Origin of the sequence: Actinomycetospora endophytica (assembly GCF_021026375.1) — a bacterium.
Lineage (GTDB): Bacteria > Actinomycetota > Actinomycetes > Mycobacteriales > Pseudonocardiaceae > Actinomycetospora > Actinomycetospora endophytica.
In genome coordinates, this window is sequence record NZ_JAJNDB010000002.1 from 1 (window position 1) to 20,639 (window position 20,639).

At 73.9% G+C, this 20,639-nt stretch carries 23 protein-coding genes; 15 read left to right on the top strand and 8 right to left on the bottom strand.

Features of this window, described 5'->3' with window-relative positions:
• The 5 genes from LQ327_RS10865 to LQ327_RS10885 all read left to right on the top strand — a co-directional run.
• Nucleotides 1-1,196: mannosyltransferase YkcB-related protein (locus tag LQ327_RS10865; RefSeq protein WP_504766134.1), on the top strand; the 1,196-nt coding region annotated here is incomplete at its 5' end.
• Nucleotides 1,197-1,325: 129 nt separating this feature from the next.
• Complete coding sequence (locus LQ327_RS10870) at nucleotides 1,326-1,862, top strand: hypothetical protein (RefSeq protein ID WP_230733243.1); 537 nt, start codon at nucleotides 1,326-1,328, stop codon at nucleotides 1,860-1,862.
• Between the two features lie 167 nt (nucleotides 1,863-2,029).
• Entirely contained in the window at nucleotides 2,030-3,220 is a 1,191-nt protein-coding gene (locus LQ327_RS10875) for an excalibur calcium-binding domain-containing protein (protein ID WP_230733245.1), read from the top strand.
• Nucleotide 3,221: 1 nt separating this feature from the next.
• Nucleotides 3,222-3,908 carry a sortase domain-containing protein gene (locus LQ327_RS10880; protein ID WP_230733248.1) on the top strand — a complete coding sequence of 229 codons (687 nt, stop codon included), beginning with the start codon at nucleotides 3,222-3,224 and terminating at the stop codon, nucleotides 3,906-3,908.
• A gap of 63 nt (nucleotides 3,909-3,971) precedes the next feature.
• The gene (locus tag LQ327_RS10885) at nucleotides 3,972-4,697 is read left to right on the top strand and encodes a phosphatase PAP2 family protein (protein ID WP_230733250.1); all 726 of its coding nucleotides are present in this window, start codon (nucleotides 3,972-3,974) and stop codon (nucleotides 4,695-4,697) included.
• Between the two features lie 75 nt (nucleotides 4,698-4,772).
• On the opposite strand, the gene LQ327_RS10890 is transcribed toward LQ327_RS10885, so the two are convergent.
• Nucleotides 4,773-5,516, bottom strand: coding sequence for a methyltransferase domain-containing protein (locus LQ327_RS10890; protein ID WP_230733252.1), 744 nt, complete (start codon nucleotides 5,514-5,516; stop codon nucleotides 4,773-4,775).
• Nucleotides 5,513-7,003: a wax ester/triacylglycerol synthase family O-acyltransferase gene (locus tag LQ327_RS10895; protein ID WP_230733254.1), complete on the bottom strand. Its 1,491-nt coding sequence runs from the start codon at nucleotides 7,001-7,003 to the stop codon at nucleotides 5,513-5,515. Before LQ327_RS10895 ends, LQ327_RS10890 begins: the two co-directional genes overlap by 4 nt.
• Before the next feature lie 298 nt (nucleotides 7,004-7,301).
• Here LQ327_RS10895 and LQ327_RS10900 point away from each other — a divergent pair, with 298 nt between their 5' ends.
• Nucleotides 7,302-7,964, top strand: coding sequence for a hypothetical protein (locus tag LQ327_RS10900; protein ID WP_230733256.1), 663 nt, complete (start codon nucleotides 7,302-7,304; stop codon nucleotides 7,962-7,964).
• Between the two features lie 38 nt (nucleotides 7,965-8,002).
• A complete protein-coding gene (locus LQ327_RS10905; protein WP_230733258.1) occupies nucleotides 8,003-8,881 on the top strand; it encodes an acyl-CoA thioesterase in 879 nt (292 codons plus the stop codon).
• On the opposite strand, the gene LQ327_RS10910 is transcribed toward LQ327_RS10905, so the two are convergent.
• On the bottom strand, nucleotides 8,811-9,755 hold the full coding sequence (locus tag LQ327_RS10910; protein WP_230733260.1) for a LysR family transcriptional regulator: 945 nt from the start codon (nucleotides 9,753-9,755) through the stop codon (nucleotides 8,811-8,813). The genes LQ327_RS10905 and LQ327_RS10910 overlap by 71 nt on opposite strands.
• A gap of 62 nt (nucleotides 9,756-9,817) precedes the next feature.
• On the opposite strand from LQ327_RS10910, the gene LQ327_RS10915 reads away from it, so the two are divergent.
• Nucleotides 9,818-10,816, top strand: coding sequence for an aldo/keto reductase (locus LQ327_RS10915; RefSeq protein WP_230733262.1), 999 nt, complete (start codon nucleotides 9,818-9,820; stop codon nucleotides 10,814-10,816).
• Entirely contained in the window at nucleotides 10,813-11,706 is an 894-nt protein-coding gene (locus LQ327_RS10920) for an alpha/beta hydrolase (RefSeq protein WP_230733264.1), read from the top strand. Before LQ327_RS10915 ends, LQ327_RS10920 begins: the two co-directional genes overlap by 4 nt.
• A 97-nt stretch (nucleotides 11,707-11,803) precedes the next feature.
• Here the strand turns inward: LQ327_RS10920 and LQ327_RS10925 are convergent, their stop codons facing one another.
• From LQ327_RS10925 to LQ327_RS10935, 3 genes are read right to left on the bottom strand one after another with little or no spacing between them, the layout of a single operon-like run.
• The gene (locus LQ327_RS10925; RefSeq protein WP_230733266.1) at nucleotides 11,804-13,348 is read right to left on the bottom strand and encodes a flavin-containing monooxygenase; all 1,545 of its coding nucleotides are present in this window, start codon (nucleotides 13,346-13,348) and stop codon (nucleotides 11,804-11,806) included.
• On the bottom strand, nucleotides 13,341-14,306 hold the full coding sequence (locus LQ327_RS10930; protein WP_230733268.1) for an alpha/beta fold hydrolase: 966 nt from the start codon (nucleotides 14,304-14,306) through the stop codon (nucleotides 13,341-13,343). Before LQ327_RS10930 ends, LQ327_RS10925 begins: the two co-directional genes overlap by 8 nt.
• Nucleotides 14,306-15,238, bottom strand: coding sequence for an AurF N-oxygenase family protein (locus tag LQ327_RS10935; protein WP_230733270.1), 933 nt, complete (start codon nucleotides 15,236-15,238; stop codon nucleotides 14,306-14,308). Before LQ327_RS10935 ends, LQ327_RS10930 begins: the two co-directional genes overlap by 1 nt.
• 105 nt (nucleotides 15,239-15,343) lie before the next feature.
• Between LQ327_RS10935 and LQ327_RS10940 the strand changes: the two genes are divergently transcribed.
• From LQ327_RS10940 to LQ327_RS10950, 3 genes are read left to right on the top strand one after another with little or no spacing between them, the layout of a single operon-like run.
• A complete protein-coding gene (locus LQ327_RS10940) occupies nucleotides 15,344-16,129 on the top strand; it encodes a TetR/AcrR family transcriptional regulator (protein ID WP_230733272.1) in 786 nt (261 codons plus the stop codon).
• Nucleotides 16,126-16,485: a DUF4873 domain-containing protein gene (locus LQ327_RS10945; RefSeq protein ID WP_230733274.1), complete on the top strand. Its 360-nt coding sequence runs from the start codon at nucleotides 16,126-16,128 to the stop codon at nucleotides 16,483-16,485. The genes LQ327_RS10940 and LQ327_RS10945 overlap by 4 nt, the downstream gene beginning before the upstream one ends.
• Nucleotides 16,482-17,003: a hypothetical protein gene (locus LQ327_RS10950; RefSeq protein ID WP_230733276.1), complete on the top strand. Its 522-nt coding sequence runs from the start codon at nucleotides 16,482-16,484 to the stop codon at nucleotides 17,001-17,003. The genes LQ327_RS10945 and LQ327_RS10950 overlap by 4 nt, the downstream gene beginning before the upstream one ends.
• 56 nt (nucleotides 17,004-17,059) lie before the next feature.
• On the opposite strand, the gene LQ327_RS10955 is transcribed toward LQ327_RS10950, so the two are convergent.
• Nucleotides 17,060-18,418 carry an FAD-dependent oxidoreductase gene (locus LQ327_RS10955; protein ID WP_230733278.1) on the bottom strand — a complete coding sequence of 453 codons (1,359 nt, stop codon included), beginning with the start codon at nucleotides 18,416-18,418 and terminating at the stop codon, nucleotides 17,060-17,062.
• 188 nt (nucleotides 18,419-18,606) lie between these two features.
• On the opposite strand from LQ327_RS10955, the gene LQ327_RS10960 reads away from it, so the two are divergent.
• Nucleotides 18,607-18,909: a hypothetical protein gene (locus LQ327_RS10960; RefSeq protein ID WP_230733280.1), complete on the top strand. Its 303-nt coding sequence runs from the start codon at nucleotides 18,607-18,609 to the stop codon at nucleotides 18,907-18,909.
• Nucleotides 18,910-18,913: 4 nt separating this feature from the next.
• Here LQ327_RS10960 and LQ327_RS10965 read toward each other — a convergent pair whose 3' ends face one another.
• Entirely contained in the window at nucleotides 18,914-19,636 is a 723-nt protein-coding gene (locus tag LQ327_RS10965; RefSeq protein ID WP_230733282.1) for a class I SAM-dependent methyltransferase, read from the bottom strand.
• A 257-nt stretch (nucleotides 19,637-19,893) separates the two neighbouring features.
• On the opposite strand from LQ327_RS10965, the gene LQ327_RS10970 reads away from it, so the two are divergent.
• Entirely contained in the window at nucleotides 19,894-20,187 is a 294-nt protein-coding gene (locus LQ327_RS10970; RefSeq protein WP_230733284.1) for a hypothetical protein, read from the top strand.
• Nucleotides 20,188-20,323: 136 nt separating this feature from the next.
• Nucleotides 20,324-20,590: a hypothetical protein gene (locus LQ327_RS10975; protein ID WP_230733287.1), complete on the top strand. Its 267-nt coding sequence runs from the start codon at nucleotides 20,324-20,326 to the stop codon at nucleotides 20,588-20,590.
• Nucleotides 20,591-20,639 lie beyond the last annotated feature (49 nt).

Consider the following 20,639-nt stretch of genomic DNA (forward strand, 5'->3'; position numbering starts at 1 on the left):
TCCTCGGCGGTGAGGGCGGCGGCCCCGGTGGCGGCCGCGGCGGCCCGGGCGGCATGCGCGCCGGGATGCCCGGCGGCGCCATGCCGGGCGGTCCCGGCGGCATGCCCGGCGGTCCGGGTGGCCCCGGAGGCTTCGGCCCGGGCGGTGGTGGCTTCGGTGGGTCGCCGAGCCCGTGGCGGCTGCTGACCTCGGAGTTCGCCGGCAACGCCTCCTGGCTGCTGCCCGCCGGCATCGTCCTGCTCCTCGCCGGACTCTGGTTCACCCGCCGCACCCCACGCACCGACCGCGCCCGCGCGCTGCTGCTGCTCGGCGGCGGCTGGCTGGCCGTCCACGCCATCGTGTTCTCCGCGATGAGCGGGATCATCCACCCCTACTACACCGTCGCCCTGGTCCCCGGCGTCGCCCTCACCGCCGCCGCCGGCGCGTCGATCCTGTGGCGCCACCGCACCCAACTGCCCGCGCGGATCGTCCTCGCCATCACCGTCGCCGGCACCGCCGCCTGGAGCGCGGTCGTGCTCACCCAGGCCGACTGGGGCTCCTGGCTGCGCTGGATCATCATCACCGCCGGCGTCCTCGGCGCGATCGGGCTGCTCCTGCCCCGCCTGCCCGCCCGCCGCGCCCTGACGACCGTGATCACCGTCCTGGCCCTGGTCGGCACGATCGGCGCCTCCACCGCCTACGCCGCGGTCACCGCCGCCACCCCGCACCAGGGGTCGATCGTCTCCGCCGGCCCGAACACCGGCAACGTCATGGGTGGCCCAGGTGGCATGGGTGGTCCCGGTGGCGCGGCCCGCGCCGGTCAGGCCGACCGGATGCGCGGCATGGGCGGACCCGGGCAGGGACAGGAGACCTCGCCGCAGCTGGTGGCGCTCCTCCGGGCGGCCGGCACCCGCTGGGCCGCCGCGACCACCGGCGCCATGAACCAGGCCGGCCTGCAGCTCTCCTCCGGGGTGCCGGTCATGCCCATCGGCGGCTTCATGGGCAGCGACCCCGCCCCGACCCTCGCGCAGTTCCAGCAGGACGTCGCCACCGGCCAGATCCGCTACTTCATCGAGGGCGGCGGCCCCGGCGGCGGGATGGGCGGCCCGATGAGCCGCGGGGGCTCGGGCGAGATCAGCTCGTGGGTGACGAGCCACTTCACGAAGATCGAGGTCGGTGGGACCACCGTCTACGACCTGAGCAAGCCCGTGTCCTGACGGCTACGCCGATCGACGGGCGGTGTCCTCCCCGGCGGAGGACACCGCCCGTACGCATGTCCGAGCCCCGTCGCCGATCCACAGACGGCACTCAGGAAGGATCCAGGATCGGGCGTCAGGATCGAGGACATGAGGTTCTCGTTGCACTCGGGTCGGCACGCCGTCCCGCCGGTATCCGGGTCGCGGGCTCCCCACCCGGCCGGGCCCCGCGAGCAACCGACCGTTCCGGTGCCCACCCAGCACCGTCCCGCGCTGGACCACCCGAGCGGCCCGCTGCCGGTGCCGCCGGACGAGCGCCTCGTCGACGAGGACCCGGCGACCGTCGAGGTCGTCGCCTCGCGCTCCACGGCACGTCTGCTCGAGGCCGTGGCCCCCCGGACCTGGCGGATCGTCGCGACGGAACGTCCGTCCCACCACCCGTGCGTCGACTTCGTCGTGTTCCACGAGCCCGATCCGGCGCTCGTCGCCGACGTCATCGACCGTCAGCCGGGGGCCGAGGTCGTCGTGCTCCTCGCCCGCAACGCACCGACCGAGCAGATCGTCGCGATGCTCGACGCGGGGGTCTCGATCTGCCTGCGCGAGAGCCCCGCGCGACTGGTCGCCGGTCACATGCTGGCGCGACGCCGTCGCGGAGGGCCACGACGCCGGCCCCGCGTCGAAAGATGACGAACGAGTTCCTCCGGTTGGTGTAACGCCAGGCCCGATTTCGTGCGATTCGTGGTCGACGGTCCCGCGCTGTAGCGGGACGGGAGACCGAGAGGCACGGGCCGATGAGGGCTGGCAGGGGCATTCGCACCGCAGCGGTGCTGATGGCGGGGTTGGTGGGGGCCGCAGTGCTCGCACCGGGAATGGCGTTCGCGGAGGACACGCCGAGCCCATCGATCGTGTGCTCCGGCAACACGGTCCCGAACGCGGCCGGGACGGCCTGCGAGTCGTCGAGCAGTGAGTCGTCGAGCACCGGGTCGCCCAGCGTCGGGTCGCCGAGCACCGGGTCCGCCACGGACACCAGCACGCCGACCACCACGACGCCCTCGACCGACTCCTCGACCCCGACGACGGGCGGCAGCGGGTCCGGCTCAACGCCGGAGTCCGGCGCCGCGTCGTCGTCCGGCGGGACCGGCCAGACCTCGTCCGACAACGGGGCCACCTCCGGCTCCACCCCCGCCACCGGCGGTACGACGACCGGTGACTCGGCCACCCCCGCCTCCCCGGCCAAGGCCGCCACCCCCGCCGTCGCGACCCCGCCCACCGACACCCTCGCCTCGGTGTCCGACGCGGCCTCGACGCTGGCCGGGACCACCGTCCCCGGCGGGACGATCACCGACGTCCTCAAGAACCTGCCGACCGGCAACCTCACCGGGCTCGGCACCATCCCGACGCTCCCGGACACCGGCCAGTTCGACAACGCCCAGGACGCCTGCCTGTACCTGGCCAGCAAGGTGAACGCCCCGGCCGGCTCGGAGGCGAGCCTCGGCGACCAGTTCAAGAGCTTCTGCGGCGGGCTCCCGTCCACCTCGACGGCGTCGCTGACCGACCTGATCACCGCGCTGACCAACCTGCTGAAGTCGCTGCAGTCGACCCCGACCTCGTCGTCCGGGAACACCAGCACCACCCCGATCTACACCTCGTGGGGGTACCTGCCCGCGTCCTTCTGGGACCTGGACTGCTCGGACCTGACCTACGACGAGGCCCAGTGGGTCCTCAAGGCCGACAAGAGCGACCCGAACCACCTCGACGGTGACCACGACGGCATCGCCTGCGAGCGCAACTACCGCGACTACCACGAGGTCTGCGACGACTACCACGGTTACCCGGTGGGCGCCGTCGCGACCGGTGACTCGGCCTCGCCGGTCACCCCGGCCCTCGGCATGGCCCTGGGGGGCCTGGCCCTCGCGACCGTCGCCGGTGCCACCGCGGGCCGCCGCGAGGACACCGTGAACAGCGGGTCCGACCAGTCCGACGGCGACGCCGGCGACGACGAGGGTGCCCTGGCGGGCGACCTCCTGACCGTCGGGGAGTGCTGACATGACGGCGTCGGGGACGCTCGAGCGCGAGACGGAACGGACCGGGTCCCACCCCGGTCGGGTCACCACGGTCACCGGCCGGATCGCCTCGGTCCTGACCACGCTGATCGTCGTCGTGCTGGCCGGGGCCGCGCTGTTCGCGGTCGTCTCCGGGAGCAGTTCCGCCCGGACCTCGACCACGACGGTGCCGGTGCCGGCGGGCGCGTCCACGGTGACGCTCCCGGTGGCGTCCTCGGCGCCGACCGGGATCGAGATCCCCGCGATCGGCCTGACCCGGAGCTCGATCATGCAGCTCGGGTACAACGAGGACCTGTCGCTGCAGGTCCCGCCGGACGCGGCCACCGTCGGCTGGTTCTCGCGGGGCGCGGCCCCCGGGACGAACGGGCCCGCGGTGTTCGCGTCGCACATCAACTACGGCGGGAAGAAGGGCGGCTTCGCGGACATCGCGCAGCTCGCCGCGGGTGACGAGGTCCTCGTCCACCGCGCGGACGGGACGTCGGTGGTGTTCGTCGTCGACCGCGTCGAGCGGGCGTCGAAGAAGGCGTTCCCGACGGCGCAGGTGTACGGCCCGACCACCGGGTCCGAGATCCGTCTCATCACCTGTGGCGGCACGTTCGACCCGGCGACCCGGAACTATGAAGACAACGTCATCGTCTTCGGGCGGGCCACCCGGGCCTATCACGGCTGATCCACCGGTCACACCGGGGGCGCTCTCACGGAATCATCAGGTCCGGCATGGATCCTGGGCTTCATGACCTCCGCCGGAACGATCGCCTCGCGGCCCACCGTCCCGCTGCGTCCCTCCCCCGTCGGGAGGGCTCCGCAGCCGGGAGGGTGGGCCGCTCGCGTCGTCATCGGCCTGTTCCTCGCCGCGGCGGGTGTGGCCGTGACCGGGGCGAGCTGGCTGCTGCTGGTGGCCGACGACCACGGACGCCGGGTCGACAACGGCCTCATGCGCGCGGTGGAGAACCACTTCGGGTCGGCGCAGACGCAGATCCTCGACGTGCTGCACCTGGTGAGCGTGGTCTCGGTCGGTCTCGCGCTGGTCGTCGTGGCGGGGATCGCCCTCGTCCGGCGCCGACCGGGTGCCGCGGTGGCCGGGATCGCACTCGTGCTCCTGACCCAGGTCACCACCCAGGGGCTCAAGTCGGTGCTCCCGCGCGAGGGCGCCTCGGAGAACTCGTTGCCGAGCGGTCACGTCACGGTGATCACGGCGCTGGTCGTCGCGACGCTGCTGGCGCTGCCGCCGGTGCTGCGGTGGGTCGCGGGCGTGGCCGGGCTGGTCCTCGTGGCGGGAGCCTCGGTCGCGGTGATGGCCGTGGGCTGGCACCGGCCGGGCGACGTGCTCGCGGCGTTCGGTGTGGTCGCCGCGGTCGGTGGCGGGCTCCTGCTCATCGACGGGGTGCGGCGCGCGGTCGTCGGGACCGATCGGCCGAGCGCGGGTCCGGGTCCGGTTCCGACGATGCGGCGCTACTGACGTCCGGTGTCAGCGATGCCGCATCGCGGACGTCCAGTGTCAGCGATGCCGCATCGCTGACACCGCCGGGAAGGATCAGCCCGGAGCGTTCGCGTCCACGATCCGGATCCCGCCGAGCGACTGCTCGCGCACCCCGGTCCACCCCCGCGACCGCATCTCGCCGGACAGGTCGCCCGCCCCGAAGAGCCGCGCCTGTCCGAACCGCGCCAGCACGTCGGTGAACGGGCGAAGGACCCCGGGTGCGTGCGCCGGGACCGCGAGCGCGGCGGGTGCGCCGGGACGCAGGACCCGCGCCATCTCCTCCAGCGCCGTGCCGAGGTCGGGGACGAGGTGCAGGCACAGCGAGCAGGACACCGCGTCGATGGAGTCGGTGCGCAGCGGCAGGTCCATCGCGTCGATCCGGGCGAAGTCGACGCACGCGAACGGCGTCGAGCGCGCGGCGCGGGCGAGCATCGGCTCGGAGAGGTCCGCCGCGATGACCAGGCCGTCGCGCCCGACCGCACGCGCCAGCCGGCGGGTCAGGGTCCCGGGCCCGCACGCGAGGTCCAGCACCGTCTCCCCGCCGGCGAGCCCCAGACGCTCGTCGACCCGGTAGAAGGCGCGCAGGTTCCCGCCGCCGACGAGGTCGGGAACCACGCCCTCGAGCCGGTCGCCGACGCCGAGGATCCCGTCGTAGGTGCCGGCGCCGCCCTCGCTCTCCCAGACGTCCTGGACCCGCCCGCGGGTCCCGGGGCTCCCGGCGACGAGGTCGAGCCACGGCCCGGCCACGTCCACCGGCGGGCAGTCGATCAGTGCGAGCAGCCGGTCGCGGGCGCTCACGAGGCTGTTCCGCGCAGCGCCGCGAACTCGGCGACCACGAGGTCGGCCAGCCGGGAGACGTCCGGGACGCGTCGGGCGCAGGAGAGCAGGCCGATCTCGACGGAGCCGGCGTAGCTCTGCACCGTCATGTTGAGCCCCTGCCCGTCGACGATCGCGGAGACCGGGAAATAGTGCCGCGCCCTCGCCTCGCCGATGTACAGGGGTTCGCGGGGGCCCGGCACGTTCGAGATGACGACGTTGAACGGCAGTACCGCGTGGGTGGACCACCACATCGTCGCGCGGCTGACCAGCGCGGACACCGCAGGCGCTCCGAGATCGACGCCGTCGGGGGCGAGCCCGGCGGGGGTGACCGCGAAGACGGCCTTCGCCGCGTCGAGGGCGCGGTGGGCGACCGCGAGGCGCGCGTGCGGGTCGGTGACGTCGGTCGGGAGGGACGCGATGGTGCCCGACACCCGGTTGGTCCACGTGTCCGCCTCGTCGCCGGTGCGCAGCGAGACGGGGATGAGCGCGGTGAGCGGGGCGTCGGGGAGCGCGTCGTGCTCGAGCAGGTAGGTCCGCAGCGCTCCGGCACACGCCGCGACGACGACGTCGTTGATCGTCACGTCGTCGACGTCCGCCTCCGCGGCGACCGCCTTGACGTCGGCCAGCGGCACCGACCGGTGGCAGAAGCGCCGGTACCGGCTGATCGGGCCGTTGAACGGTGTCGGCGGGGCGGGCGTGGCGGGCAGCCGGGGCATCGCGGCGTCCGGGTCACGGTGGCGTCCGAGGTTGAGGACGTCCCCGACCGGCCCGCGCAGGGACCGGCGCACCCGGTCCGCGAGGTCGATCACTGCGGGCTGGCGGGTGGCGGCCGCGACCTGCTGACCGGCGCGGGCCGCGAGGAGCAGCGCCCGGCCGGGCCGGGCGAGCCCGTGCCACGCGGCGCGGCCCAACAGTCCGGTGGTCGACGGCGCGTCCTCCGCCTCCCACGAGCCGGCGTCCGCGGGCCGTTCGGCGTCGGGGGCGTCGTCGAGCATCAGGGTCAGCAGCTTCGCGCCGGACGCCCCGTCGACGGCGGCGTGGTGGACCATCGTGAGCAGGGCGAACCGGCCGTGCGGGGACTCCTCGGTCGGCGCGAGCCCGGAGATGACGTGGGAGACCCACAGCGGGTGGTCGCGGTCCATCGGCCCCGCGATGAGGCGCCCGACGAGCGTGTCGAGCTGGTCGTCGGTGCCCGGCGGCGGGACCGCGGAGTGCCGGACGTGGAAGTCGAGGTCGGGGTCCTCGGAGATCCAGTAGGGGTGGTCGAGCCCGAGCGGCACCTCGACGAGACGACGGCGCAGCGGCTCGAGCAGGTGCAGACGGTCGGCGAGCTGCTGCCGCCACGCGGTGTAGGGGTCGGCGTCGGGGTGCGGCAGGTCGAGCACGACGAGCTGGCTGATGTGGGTCGCCTGGTGATCGTCCTCGACGTCGAGGAAGGTCGCGTCCAGACCCGACAGCTGCTGCACCCGGCTCCTCCTGACGGCCCCGGCGACCCGTGAGGGCCGTTCGCCCCGCGCCGTCGCGCGGTGAGTCTGACCGGTCGGCGTGGTCCCGGCCACCCGGCCACGATTCGTGATCAACAATTACGCAAAGTCATTGTGATCGTCACCTCGTCGGCCGCTCAAGAAATCTCCCCGTCCCCCGTAACGGGAACGTGAGGGGCGCGTTGGACGCGGTGAGTGGTCATGCCGTCGTGTGTGCATGACGCCCGGCGTCATTCGGGAGACGGCGGCAGCTCCCCCCGGACACGAGGAGAGACAGTCCATGGCCCGGTCCCGCCACGCCATGCGCGTGCACCCGCTGCGGAGCAAGGGCGTCGTCGTCGGCGTTCCCGTGGCGGCGGCGGTCGCCTTCGGAGCGCACACCGTGCTCGGGGTGACCCCTCTCTCGGACCATCAGGACACCCAGCCCTCGTCGAGCGCGCCCCAGGCCGGTGCGCCGGTGCAGTCCTACGGGCTCGCGGCCACCCCGCCGCCGACCACCCTGGGCCTGCTCGCCGGGCCGTCGGCGACGTCCGGCTCCCCGTCCGGCTCGAGCTCCGCCGGAGCCACCACCCCCGTCTCGCACGGCTCGTCCTCGGCGGGCCCGACGTCGTCGAAGCTCTCGACCGTGTCCTCCGCGGCGCACGGCAGTTCGGCGCCGGCCGGCAGCATCCCGATCACCCGGGTGGCGAGTTCGCCCGCGCCGGCCGCGGCCCCGTCGATGATGAGCTTCGCGTCCGCCCCGGCCGCGGCACCGGCGGCCGAGACCCACCAGGCCGCCCCCCAGGCCGTCGAGCGGGCGGCGGCGCCGGCGGCGAGCACGGCGACCACCCACGCCGAGCCGGCCGCGGAGAACCAGACCCCGCCGTCCTCCTCGCCCGGGGGAGCCCTGCTGAGCGCGAACCTCGGCGTCGCGAAGGTCTCGGTGCTCTCCTTCGGGGGCTGATCGACACCGCGCCCGGATGGGCGGGAAGATGCCGCGCCATGAGCAAGGCCCTCGACGAGCTCGTCGACGACGTGCTGGATCTCGAGGACATCGAGCGCGACATCTTCCGGGGGCGCAGCCCCCAGGAGTCGCTGCTGCGGGTCTTCGGCGGACAGGTGGCGGCCCAGGCGATGGTGGCCGCGGGCCGGACGGTCGGCGACGACCGCGTGGTCCACTCCCTGCACGGCTACTTCCTGCGCCCCGGTGACCCGTTCCGGCCGATCGTCTACGAGGTCGACCGCACCCGCGACGGGCGCTCGTTCACCACCCGCCGGGTCACCGCGGTCCAGCGCGGCGAGGCGATCTTCACGATGTCCGCGTCGTTCCAGGTGCTCGAGGAGGGCATCGCCCACCAGGCGGACATGCCGGTGACGCCGGGCCCGGACGGCCTGGCTCGCCGCGACCGACCGCCGGTCCCGGCGCCGCAGCCGGCCCACACCACGACCGGCCGGGCGCTGACCTGGCCGCTGGACGTCCGCTACGTCGACCACGCGCCGTGGGACGCCGCCGGCCCCCAGGCCCGCAACCGCGTGTGGCTCCGGGCCGACGGCGAGCTGCCCCCGCCGACCGACCCGCGCGGGCGGCTCCTGCACGCGTGCGTGCTGACCTACGCCAGCGACCTCACGCTCCTCGAGGCGACCCTGATCCCGCACGTCGAGGGCGGGGCGCGGGCGCGCCAGGTCGATCTGGCGAGCCTCGACCACGCGGTGTGGTTCCACCGCCCGTTCCGCGCCGACGAGTGGCTGCTCTACGTCCAGGAGTCCCCGAACGCCGGCGGGGGCCGCGGTCTCGCGACGGGTCGGCTCTTCACCGCCGAGGGGTCGCTCGTGGCGTCGGTGGTGCAGGAGGGCCTGATCCGGCGTCGGCGTCGTCAGTAGCTCCGGTCAGCGCCGCCACCGCCGCCCTCACCAGCTCACGGGTGTCGCCGCGGCGCCACGCGACCGCGAGCTCGCACGGCGCGAGGTCGGAGACCGGCCGGCACACCACGTCCGGGCGGGCGAGCAGCCGCGCGTTCCCCTCGGCGAGCAGCACCACCCCGGTGCCCGACGCCACCGCCTCGATCGCCCCCTCCGCGGTGTCGGCCTCCGCGGCGACGACCGCCGGCGACCCCCGGTCCGGGCTCGCCAGCCAGAACTCGCGCAGCGCCCCGGCCGACCGCGGCAGGGCGACGAACGGCTCGTCGGCCAGGTCGGTCATCGTCACCTCGGGCCGCGGCGCGAGCGGGTGGTCCGACGCCAACGCCACCCACCGCGGCTCGCGGCTCAGGATCCGGGTCTCGAGGTCGGGCGCGATCACCGGCAGCCAGACGAACGCCACGTCGACGCTGCCGTCGGCGAGCCCGCTGCTCGCGTCCGACCAGCTGACCAGGCGCACCTGCATGCTCGCGCCGTGCTCCCGGGTGGCCGCCAGCAGCCGGCGGGTGAGGTCGCGTCCGACCGTCGTCTGCAGGCCCACCAGCAGCATCGGCGCGGTCCCGGCCCGCCGGACCTCCTCGCGCACCCGCGTCCAGTCGTCGACCAGACGGCGGGCGTGGGGCAGGAGCGCCGCGCCCTCCGCGGTGAGCACGAGGCCCGCGGCCCCGCGGTCGAGCAGCCGCACGCCGAGCCGGGTCTCGAGCGCCCGGATCTGCTTGGACAGCGCCGGCTGCGAGACGAACAGCGCCTCGGCGGCGCGGGTGAAGCTCGCGGCATCCGCGACCGCGACGAAGTAGCGCAGGTCGCGCAGGTGCACGTCCCCGGCCGGCGAGCTCATGACCGATGGTTATCACAGCAGGTCTTGGACGCCCAGCGGTCGACCGGCCGATGCTGGACGGCATGACCGCGCTGCCCACCCGCACCCTCGGCGACCTGACCACGTCCGCGATCGGCGTCGGGGCGATGGTGCTCTCGCCCGGCATGTACGGCGAGATCGACGACGCGGCCGGCGAGGCCGCGCTGCGCGCCGCCGTGGACGCGGGCGCGACCCTCGTCGACACCTCCGACGGGTACGGCCCCGACGGGCACAATGAGCGCCTCGTCGGCCGCGCCCTCGCCCCGGTGCGCGACGAGGTCGTCATCGCCACCAAGTTCGGCTTCCGCGTTCCCGACGGCGAGCCCGCGCACCGCTTCGAGGTCGGGCTGGAGTTCGGCGAGCTCGCCGTCAACGCCGACCCGCGCCTGGTCCGCGGCTACGCCGAGCAGTCGCTGCGTGAGCTCGGCACCGACCGCATCGACCTGTACTACCCGCACTTCCCCGACCCGCAGGTCCCGATCGAGGACACCGTCGGCGCCGTCGCCGACCTGATCGCGGCCGGCGCCGTCCGCCACCTCGGCCTGTCGAACGTCGACGCCGCCACCCTGCGCCGCGCCCACGCCGTGCACCCGGTCAGCGCGGTCCAGACCCAGTGGGCGATGTGGCACCGGCCGGAGCCCGACCTGCTCGACGCGGCCGACGAGCTCGGCATCGGGATCGTCGCCTGGAGCCCGCTGGGCAGCGGCTTCCTGACGGGCGCGGTGTCCGGCCTGGCCGCGGACGACTTCCGGAACAACATCGACCGCTTCGCCCACCTGCAGGCCAACAACGACCGCTACGCGCCGGTCCGCTCGATCGCCGCGGAGCTCGGGATCACCCCGGCGCAGCTGGCCCTCGCGTGGCTGCTGGCCCGCCACCCGCACGTCGTCCCGATCCCGGGCAGCCGGACGCCGTCGCACATCGTCGAGAACCTCGACGCCGCCCGCGTCCGCCTCGGCGACGACGAGCTGGCCCGTGTCGACGCCGCGCTCGCCGACTTCGTGCCGCAGGGCACCGTGGACGTCTTCGGAGGAGCGTCATGACCACGACCGAGCGGGTGACGTTCCGCAGTGGTGACGACGACGTCGTCGGGACCCTCGTGCTGCCCGACGGACCGCCGCGCGGCGCCGTCGTCGCGACCGGCCCGCTGACCTCGGTGAAGGAGCAGGCCTCGGGGGTCTACGCGCGCGCCGTCGCCGAGCGCGGCCGGGTCGGTCTCGCGATCGACCTGCGCCGCTTCGGGGAGAGCGGCGGCGAGCCCCGCCAGATGGTCGACCCGGAGTCCGACGCGTTCGACGCCTCCGCGGCCGCGGCGTACCTGGCCGACCGGTTCCCGGGCCTGCCCGTCGCCGGTCTCGGGGTGTGCTTCGGCGCCGGGCCGATGGCGGTGGCCGTCGCCCGGGACCCGCGGTTCGCCGCGTTCGCCGGCGTCGCCGGGGTGTACACCGACGGTGCGGCGGTCCGGGAGTCCATGGGCGCGGCCTACGACGAGACCGTTGCGCGCGGCCTGGCCGCGGAGCAGCGGTGGCGGGAGACCGGGGTCGTCGAGACCATCCCCGCGGTCGCGGCCGACGGCGAGTCCGGCGGCAGCGAGGTCGCGATGCCGCTGGACGAGGCGTACGCGTTCTACGGCACCCCGCGCGGCGCCGTCCCGACCTACGTCAACGCGTTCGCCGTCGCGTCCTGGGCGCACACGCTGCCGTTCGACGCGCAGGGGGCGGCGCCGGCGATGCGGGTCCCGGCGATCGTCGTGCACTCCGAGCGGGCCCTCGTCCCGCCCTGGGCGCACTCCTTCCACGACGCGCTGCCGGCGGGTTCCCGACGGCAGGTGTGGCTGGAGTCGGCGGGTCAGATCGACTTCTACGACGACCCGGCGCTGATCGACCCGGCCGCCGACGCCGTCGTCGGGTTCCTGGACGACGTGCTCGGCTGATCCGCGCGGCCTCCCCGGGCCCTCCCAGAACCCACGAACGGCACGTTCGTCACTCTTGAAGGTGACGAACGAGCCGTTCGTGCCGGTCGGGGCGGCGTCAGCGCGCGAGGGGCACCGGCTCCCGGGACCCGTTCGACGACCGCGCGGTCACCGTCGTCGGGACGCCGAGGTCCGAGGCGCGTCCGAAGAACTCGTAGTCCTCGGGCCGGAACCGCCGGGTCTCGGCCCAGTACCGGACGGTGAAGCCCGGCCAGATCGTCCGGTTCACCCCGGCGGAGTCGAGGTACCAGCTCGTGCACCCGCCGCGGGTCCAGATGCCCGTGCGCAGCCGGTGCTGCACGCCGGCGTTCGAGCGGGTCTGCACCGCCGAGCGCACGTCCAGGCCGCTGCACCCGGCGTCGTGCACCGCGGTGATCGCCTGGGCGACGTACCGGGCCTGGCACTCGATCATGAACACGACCGAGTTGTGGCCGAGCCCGGTGTTCGGGCCGAGCAGGAAGAACAGGTTCGGGAAGTCGGTGACCGTGATCCCGTGGTGGGTCTGCATGCCGTGCGCGCGCCACGTCTCCCGCAGCGTCCGGCCGTCGCGCCCGGTGACCTCGAGCCCGTCGAACGCGTCGGTGACGTGGAACCCGGTGCCGTAGACGATGACGTCGGCGGGGTGCTCGACGCCGTCGTGGTCGACGACGCCGGTCTCGGTCACCTCGGCGATCCCGCTGGAGACCACGTCGACGGTCGGGCGGGCGAGCGCGGGGTAGTAGTCGTTCGAGACGAGCACCCGCTTGCAGCCCAGCGAGTAGCGCGGGGTGAGCTTCTCGACCAGCGCGGGGTCGGAGATCGCGTGCTCGATGTGCTTGCGCGCGAGCCATTCGGCGGGACGCAGCAGCTCCGGACGGCTCATGAACCCGATCGCCCGGGACTCCAGGGCGGCGTAGACCGCGGCGCGGTAGGCCCGCTGGATGCCGGGGACCCGCTCGAAGATCTTCTTGCGCAGCGGGCCGATCGGGTGGTCGCCCTTGGGCAGCACCCACGCGGGCGTGCGCTGGAAGAGCGTCACCCCGGCCGCGACCGGCGCGATCTGCGGCACGAACTGGATCGCGCTCGCCCCGGTGCCGACGACCGCGACCCGCTTGCCCCGCAGGTCGACGTCGTGGCGCCACCGCGCGGAGTGGAAGGTCTCGCCGCGGAAGCGCTCGGCGCCCGGCAGCGAGGGGGTCGACGGCAGGTGCAGCGCGCCGACCCCGGAGACGAGGAAGCGGCAGCGGTACTCGCCACGGGTGGTGTGCACCGTCCACGTCCGGGACTCCTCGTCCCAGGTCGCTCCGGTCATCTCGGTGGCGAAGCGGACCAGGCGACGGAGGTCGTGCCGGTCGGCGAGGCGCTCGAGGTAGTCGTGGATCTCCGGCTGCGGCGAGTAGGACCGCGACCAGTCCGGGTTGAGGTCGCTGGAGAGCGAGTACATGTGCGACGGGATGTCGCACGCGCAGCCGGGATAGGTGTTGTCGCGCCAGGTGCCGCCCACACCGCTCTCGGCCTTCTCCAGCAGCACGACGTCACCGACCCCGGCGCGCCGCAGCGCCAGCGCCTGGCCGAGGCCGGCGAACCCGGTCCCGACGATCACCACCTCGTGGAACTCAGGCACGGACCGTCTCCTCCTCGACGACCGGCGCGGCCACGGTGGCGGCCTCGAGCAGACCCTGCAGGTGCGCGGCCACCTCCTGGGAGCGCTCGAACGTGATCATGTGGCCGGCGCCGGGCAGCACGACGAGCTCGGCGTCGGGCAGCGCGGCGGCGATGGTGCGGGCGTGGTCGGGCGGGCAGAGCCGGTCGCGGGTGCCGACCAGGACCACCGTCGGGACGCCGCGCATCGACGCGAGCGACGACGTCCGGCGGTGCTCGGCGATCGAGGCGCGGAAGGCGGCGACGGCGACCGGGTCGGCCGCGAAGGTCTGCTCGGCCACCGAGACCACGTCGGCGCGGCGGGGGTGCTTGCCGAACACGAGCGCCTTGACCAGCGGGGCGAGCGTCACCGACCGACCGTGCGGACCCCCGCCGTCGGGGTCGGCGCGGTGCACCGGCGCCCGGTTCCCGACCGAGGCCAGCCACGGCATGACGACGTGCTCCCCGCGGGCGATGAACGCCCCGCGCCGTCCCGGGACGCCGAGAGTCATGTCGGCCATGTCGTCGCTCGCCGTCGCGACGAACCCGGCGCCGAGCACGCGTTCGCGCACCAGGTCGGGGTGCCGCTCGGCCAGCCCCATGAGCGTCATCCCGCCCATCGAGTGCCCGGCCAGCACGACCGGGCCCTCGACGTGGTCGGTGATGATCGCGGCGAGGTCGTCCGCGGCGCGCCCGATCGTCGCGCCGCCGGGCCCGGGGGACTCGGAGCCGCCGTGGCCGCGGTGGTCGTAGCGCAGGACGGGCGCGGTGACACCGGCCCGGCGGAGGTCGGCCACCACGCGGTCCCAGGTCCGCAGATCCTGCGACCAGCCGTGCGCGAGGACGAGGGTCGGCTCGCCGGGACGTTCCGTGCCCGACCGCGCGACCCGCAGGGTGATCCCGGTGGCGAGCCGCAGCGGCCCGACGTGTTCGTGAAGCATCACTTCTCCAGGAGGAAGGACTTCTTCCACAGTGCCTTCCCGGGGCCGGCGATCATCCCGGCCTCCTCGAGGAACGCCATGATCTTCTCTCCGCCGAAGCGGATCATCTCGCGGTGGTGCGGGTTCGCGAGGGCCGCGCGGTGGCCCTCCTTCGGGTCGATCCCGACGGCGGCGTAGACCTTCGGGTTGATGATGCTGCGCACCACGAAGAACGAGGTGAGCGCGCACGTGAACCGCTGGTAGGCGAGCTCGCCGCGGGAGAGCTCGGCGATCCCACGGGTGACCTCGTCACGGGCGAAGGCGACGTGGCGCGCCTCCTCCATGATGTGGATGCGGTTGACCTGGCGCATCAGCGGCTGGATGGAGTCGTCGTTCGCCTGCTCGCGCTGGAGCCGGTCGAGCACCTCCTCGGCGACGAGGATCGAGGCGTACGCCGCCGGGCCCCAGTTGAGCACCGAGAACATCTTGCCGAGCTGGTGGACGAACGGCACCGCGCCGTAGGGCTCGACCCCCGCGCGGCGGACCATGCGCGCGAACATCTGCGAGTGGCGGCACTCGTCGGCGACCTCGGTGAGCGACCACTGTGCCCGCTCGGTGGTCGGGTCCTCGGCGTAGAAGTCCTTGAGCAGCCGCTGCATGAGCAGGGTCTCGAACCAGAGCCCGACGCTCGCGACGCTGCACGCCTCGTGCTTGCCGAGCTCGATGCGCTGCTCAGGGGTCAGGCGCTCCCAGAGCTCGGTGCCGTAGAGCGAGACCCGGTGCTCGGGCATCCACAGCGCGCCCTCGACGAGCGGGGCGTCCCAGTCGATGTCGACGTCGGGGTCGTACGACTTCTTGGCCGCCGAGCGCAGCAGCCGCGAGGCCGTGGCGTTGGCGTCACCCTCGCCGGCGCGGGAGCTGCCGGCGGTCCTGGTGGTCGTCGGCGCCGTCATGGCGATCGTCCTCTCGGGTCGCGATGGCGGGGCGTACACGCTGTATCCCCAACCTGGTGTACGTCTTACCGCTGGTAACTGTAACTGGTGGTAGCGTGCTGACCCATGGCGGACGCTGTCAACCCGAAGCAGGGCGGAAAGCCCCCATCCCGTGACGGGCGTCGCACCCGCTGGACGAAGCACCGCGAGGAGCGCCGCGCGGAGTTCGTCGAGGCGGCGATGCGGGTGCTCGCGGAGGTCGGCCCGGAGTTCGGGATCGAGCAGGTGGCGGTCGAGGCCGGCGTCACCAAGCCGGTGCTCTACCGGCACTTCTCGGACAAGGCCGACCTGGTCGAGGCGATGGGTGAGCGGGCGACGGCCATCCTGCTGGACCGGCTGATCCCCGCCCTGAACTCCGAGGAGGCCCCCCTCCCGCGCATCCGCAAGTCGATCGACGCGGTGCTGGGGACCCTCGAGGAGTACCCGAACCTCTACTGGGTGCTGGCGCGGCACGGGCACGGCGGGGACGCCGTCGTGCGGGCCGACAAGGAGATCATCGCGACGGCGCTCTCGGCGCTGCTCGGTGACTACCTGCGCGCGTTCGGTCTGGACTCCGGCGCCGCCGAGCCGTGGGCCTACGGCGTCGTCGGGCTCGTCCAGAACACCGCGGAGTGGTGGCTGGAGCGGCGCTCCATGAGCCGCGACTCCGTGACCGAGTACCTCACGACGCTGGTCTGGGCGGCCATCGACGGGTTCGCGCGGCAGCGCGACGTCGTGATCGACCCGAACGTCCCGCTGGAGATCAACCGGGTGATCCAGCTGTCCCACCAGCGTGCCGACAGCTCACCCGAGCCGAACGAGTCCGACCGTCCGACGGGAACCGACGCCGATCCAGGGAGCGGGGCACGATGACGCAACCGACCGACGAGCACCAGCACACCGAGGACGACGAGGACGGCTACCGCGGCCCGGCCTCGCTGCGTCTGGAGAGCCGGGACGCCGAGCCGCTCGAGGTCGAGGTGACCCTGCGCGGGCACTTCGAGCCGCTCGACGGCCGCTACCACTGGTACGGGCGCGTCGCGGTCCACGCCGGGCTCGAGGAGGCCCTGGGCGGGAAGAAGGCGACGGCGCTGCTGACCACCCCGCACGGCGAGGCGGTCGGAGAGCTCTCCGACGTCGACCCGTGGGGCCGCTACCGGATCGTCGGGACCAGCACGCCGCCGTTCGCGGTCGGCGGCCCGGAGGACCTCGTCGAGGAGGCGTCGTGAGCGGCGACCCCGACCCGGTCGTCGCGGCGATCGCGACCCCGGAGCGCGCGGTCCGCGACATCGGCGGGCTCATCGGGGACACCGTCGCTTTCGGTCCGGTGAGCGCCGGGCCGGGCGGGATGGCGACGGCGCGGGCGGTCGGCGTCGTCGGGCGGCTGCGGGGCAGGCGCGGGTCCGGCCCCGGCAGCGCCGAGGTCCACGTGCCGGTGCAGCTCGACGTCTCGGTGGAGATCGGGACGCAGACGGTGCCGGTCGACGCGCGGATGACGGTGCGCATCGGCCTGCGCGCCCGCCTCGCGCCGGAGGGCGATCACATCGTCGTCGAGGTGGACGAGATCGGGCCCGGCGACATCGCGCTCGAGACGCACACCAGCGGCGTGGGCGGCGTGTTCGTCCGGCGCCTGGGCAACCTCGACGCCGAGATCCGCCACCACGTGATCGGGTACGTGACCGACCTGCTGACGACGCCGGAGGCGCGCGAGCTGCGGTTCATCCCACTCGAGGCTGACGCCATGTGAGTGATTTCGGTCGTTGGAACGACCAAAAATGTTCACCTGCGGACGTCCGCTCGCACTCACACGCGCTGGCGCACCAGGTCCATCAGCCCGGACCGGTCGACGACCTTCACCCGCGGGCGCCCGCCGCCCTCGCCCGCGGCGCGCTCGTGGGCGTCGATGGCCTCCCAGCCGTCCAGGTCCACGAGGTCCGGGCAGCGCTCCGAGAGCCACGCCTCGACGTCCTCGGCCGACGCGATCGTCGCGTCCTCCCGCGCGCCGTTCCCGAGGTCGGCGAGGAGGTTGCGCACCGTCTCGTTGGCGTCCTTGCGGTTCGTGCCGATGATCCCGCTCGGCCCGCGCTTGATCCATCCGACGACGTACTCGCGATCGCGGCCCTCGATGCGGCCCTCCGCGTGCGGGATCGTCCCCGACCCGTCGTCGAACGGGACGCCCGGCAGCGCCACCCCGCGGTAGCCGACGGCCCGCAGCACGAGCCCACACTCGACGGTCTCCCGCTCGCCGGTGTCCACAGGCCGCACCCGTCCGTCGTCGCCCGTCTCCAGCGTGTTGATCGCCAGCTCGACGCCGCGGACCGGACCGTCCTCGCCGTCGCCGAGGATCTCGACCGGGGAGCGGAGGAACCGGAACTCCATCCGGCGGGGCGCCGAGTCGTCCGGGCCGGCCTCGGCCCAGCGGCGGAAGAACTCGACGTTGCGCCGGGTCGCCTTGGGGAGGTCCTCGTCGCCCGCGGCGTCCGGGATCTGGGCCGGGTCGACGACGACCGTGAGCCCCTCGATGTCGTCGAGCTCGCGCAGCTCGGTCGTGGTGAACGCCGCCTCGACCGGGCCGCGGCGCCCGCAGACGAGCACCTCGTGAACGCCGGAGGCCGCGAACGCCTCGATGGCGTGGTCGGCGGTGTCGGTGGCGGCGAGGTCGTCGTCGGGCAGCAGCAGCATCCGGGCCACGTCGAGGGCGACGTTCCCGGCGCCGATCACCACTGCACGCTCGGCGGCGAGGTCGGGGTCGAGGCCCACGTAGTCGGGGTGGCCGTTGTACCAACCGACGAAGTCGACGGAGGCGTGGCTGCCGGCCCGGTCCTCGCCGTCGATCCCGAGGCGGCGCTCGGTCTGCGAGCCGACCGCGTAGATCACCGCGTCGTAGCGCTCCAGCAGCTCTTCGACGCTGATGTCCTCACCCAGGCAGACGTGGCCGAAGAACCGGAAACCGGGCTGCGCGGCGATCTTCTCGTACTGCCCGCTGACCGACTTGATCTTGGGGTGGTCGGGCGCGACGCCGGCGCGGACGAGTCCCCACGGCGTGGCGAGCCGGTCGAACATGTCGACGCGGACCGGCGGTTCGGTGGAGTCCAGCAGCGCCCCCGCCGCGTAGAACCCGGAGGGCCCAGAACCGACGATCGCCACGGCATGCGTCCTCATGGGCCGATCCTGTCGCAGGAGGTGATCGCGCGCACCCTCGCCCGCCGCGCGGGACGGTCAACCGCGCCACGCCGACGATCGCGTGAGCCCTCGAGGACGGCGCGTCGGAAAAGGGCCCTCCATCGAGTCATCACTCCATGTGGCATCAGGGCTGCAGAGCCCCGCGACCTGCGCCGACGATGCTCGTGATGATCGAAACAGGACGGCTCGCCCTCGACGGCGACGACAGCTGGGACTCCGGGTCCTGGCGGACGGATGCCTGGCGCCGCGGGCGGGACGTCCTCGACGGCTACGGCGACGACCGGGTGCTCTCGGAGGAGCTCGCGGACGAGCTCGTCAACGAGCTCGCCGGTCTCGCGGTCGGCTCCCGGCGGCACCGCGACGCGACCCGCCCCTGGCGCTCGGCGCTCGCGGGCACCGGGGTCGAGGGCCGGCCGCGACGCCGGACCCGCCCCCACCTGACGCTGGTGGCAGGCGGCATGACCGACTGACGCCTCAGCGCTTCACGGCGGCGAGCACGAGGTAGTAGAGCTCGGCGCCCGCCATCGAGAACCGGTGCCGGAAGCGGCGCCGGACGACGACGTCGGTGTCGTCGAGCCCGGCGATCATCGCCTCGACGTCCGGGACGTCGTGGTCACCGGTCTCCGGCCCGCCGTCCTTGAGCGTCAGCGCGATCACCGAGCCGGACGGGAACGTCGACCACAGCTCGGCCAGCGCGTCGACCGGCACGTGCCCCTCGCCGACGGCACCGGCGGCAACCAGCGCGGTGAGGCGCTCGTCGCGCACCAGGTCGGCGACCTCGGCACCGTCGAGCCGCTCGCCGACCAGGTAGTGGGCGTACATCCCGGGCCGGTCGCGGTCGGCGGCGTCGCGGGCCTCGGGGATGCCGTCCGCGCCGACCACCACGGTCACCCCGCGCGCGGCCATCTCCTCTCCCACGACGCCGTTGCCGGCCCCGAGGTCGAAGGCGCGCAGGTCGCCGGGCGCGATGCCGAGCGAGGTGCCCGCCTCGACCAGCGCGTCGGCCACGGTGGCGGGGGAGGCGCACTGCAGGCGGCGCTGCACGACCTCCTCGTAGAGCCCCGGCACCGAGTACACGGTCGCGTAGTCGTGCAGCACGACCTCACGGGTCTCGCCGTCGAGCTGGAGGGTGAACCGCTCCTCGCCCTGTCGGCGCCCGGGCGACGTATCCAGTTCGACGGTGAACGGGGCGGTCATCGGTCTCCCTCGCGGCAGTGGACGGCGGGCGACCGGGGTCACGGTCGCGGACGTCGTCATCGTCGCCGCACAACCTCCGAACGGACAGGTGATGTGTCGTTGCTCCCCAACTCGTTTCCTCCTGGCTTCCGGTCGGTCACCCTCGGTATGTGCATCTCGCGTCGCCGATGACGCCGTGCGCATCACTTCGGACGACCGCGTCGCCGCTGCTCCACGCTCGGGGCTCCCGGTAGCGGTCCCGACGAAGGAGGCTTCCCATGAGCACTCCGTTCCCCGGTGCCCTCACCGACGCCCCCAGCTGGGACGCCGAGCGCGTGCCCTCCCGCGGCCCCACCGAGGCGGTCGCATCCCTGATGCGTCCCGGCTCCTCACCGCGCGCCGCGGACGTCCCGACGGAGGACCGCGAGCACGCGGCCACCGTCGTCGCGCATCTGCTGCACCGCGAGTGCGCCGAGTGGAGCTGGACGAGCCACCAGCCGGAGGCCCACCGCGCCGACGCCCGGCGCATCGTCGGCGCGCTCTGCCGGGAGGGCTGGTCGCCCGCGGCCTGACCGCGCCGCTCCTCCCTGGGCGGGTGGCCTGTCCCTCACGACATCTCCTCCGGAGACAGAACCCGCTACGCTGATGCACCGTTCGGCGCAGGCGCGGGGGCACTCCGGTGGCACCTGCCGCAGGGGAGGGGACGTCGTGGCGACCTGGGACGTCGACGGTCGGCAGGTGCGCGAGTCGAGCCGTCGCTCCGGCGCGGTCTGGACCTGGCAGTCCGCCAGCGCCGAGCCCATCGAGTACGAGATCGAATGGGTGCAGGAGAAGGACATCTTCCTGTACGGCACCCGGGTGCGGCCCGGGGGTTGGAACGTCAGCCGCCTCGATCCGGCCGTGTGGACTAACGACGGGACGATCGAGGGAGCCCGCGAGGTCGTGGAGCGGCGGCTCCGGACGATGCCGCGCTGATCGGCCGACCTCCGGGCGCCGCCGGTTCCCGGATGGGATCCTCTCCGGC

Bases quoted from the DNA above. Each gene is read 5' to 3' on its own strand.
- LQ327_RS10915 (WP_230733262.1), top strand. From the start codon at position 9,818: ATGACCGCGCTGCCCACCCGCACCCTCGGCGACCTGACCACGTCCGCG.
- LQ327_RS10930 (WP_230733268.1), bottom strand. From the start codon at position 14,306: ATGCTTCACGAACACGTCGGGCCGCTGCGGCTCGCCACCGGGATCACC.
- LQ327_RS10960 (WP_230733280.1), top strand. From the start codon at position 18,607: ATGATCGAAACAGGACGGCTCGCCCTCGACGGCGACGACAGCTGGGAC.
- LQ327_RS10900 (WP_230733256.1), top strand. From the start codon at position 7,302: ATGGCCCGGTCCCGCCACGCCATGCGCGTGCACCCGCTGCGGAGCAAG.
- LQ327_RS10935 (WP_230733270.1), bottom strand. From the start codon at position 15,238: ATGACGGCGCCGACGACCACCAGGACCGCCGGCAGCTCCCGCGCCGGC.
- LQ327_RS10965 (WP_230733282.1), bottom strand. From the start codon at position 19,636: ATGACCGCCCCGTTCACCGTCGAACTGGATACGTCGCCCGGGCGCCGA.
- LQ327_RS10910 (WP_230733260.1), bottom strand. From the start codon at position 9,755: ATGAGCTCGCCGGCCGGGGACGTGCACCTGCGCGACCTGCGCTACTTC.
- LQ327_RS10920 (WP_230733264.1), top strand. From the start codon at position 10,813: ATGACCACGACCGAGCGGGTGACGTTCCGCAGTGGTGACGACGACGTC.
- LQ327_RS10880 (WP_230733248.1), top strand. From the start codon at position 3,222: ATGACGGCGTCGGGGACGCTCGAGCGCGAGACGGAACGGACCGGGTCC.
- LQ327_RS10970 (WP_230733284.1), top strand. From the start codon at position 19,894: ATGAGCACTCCGTTCCCCGGTGCCCTCACCGACGCCCCCAGCTGGGAC.
- LQ327_RS10870 (WP_230733243.1), top strand. From the start codon at position 1,326: ATGAGGTTCTCGTTGCACTCGGGTCGGCACGCCGTCCCGCCGGTATCC.
- LQ327_RS10885 (WP_230733250.1), top strand. From the start codon at position 3,972: ATGACCTCCGCCGGAACGATCGCCTCGCGGCCCACCGTCCCGCTGCGT.
- LQ327_RS10940 (WP_230733272.1), top strand. From the start codon at position 15,344: ATGGCGGACGCTGTCAACCCGAAGCAGGGCGGAAAGCCCCCATCCCGT.
- LQ327_RS10955 (WP_230733278.1), bottom strand. From the start codon at position 18,418: ATGAGGACGCATGCCGTGGCGATCGTCGGTTCTGGGCCCTCCGGGTTC.
- LQ327_RS10945 (WP_230733274.1), top strand. From the start codon at position 16,126: ATGACGCAACCGACCGACGAGCACCAGCACACCGAGGACGACGAGGAC.
- LQ327_RS10905 (WP_230733258.1), top strand. From the start codon at position 8,003: ATGAGCAAGGCCCTCGACGAGCTCGTCGACGACGTGCTGGATCTCGAG.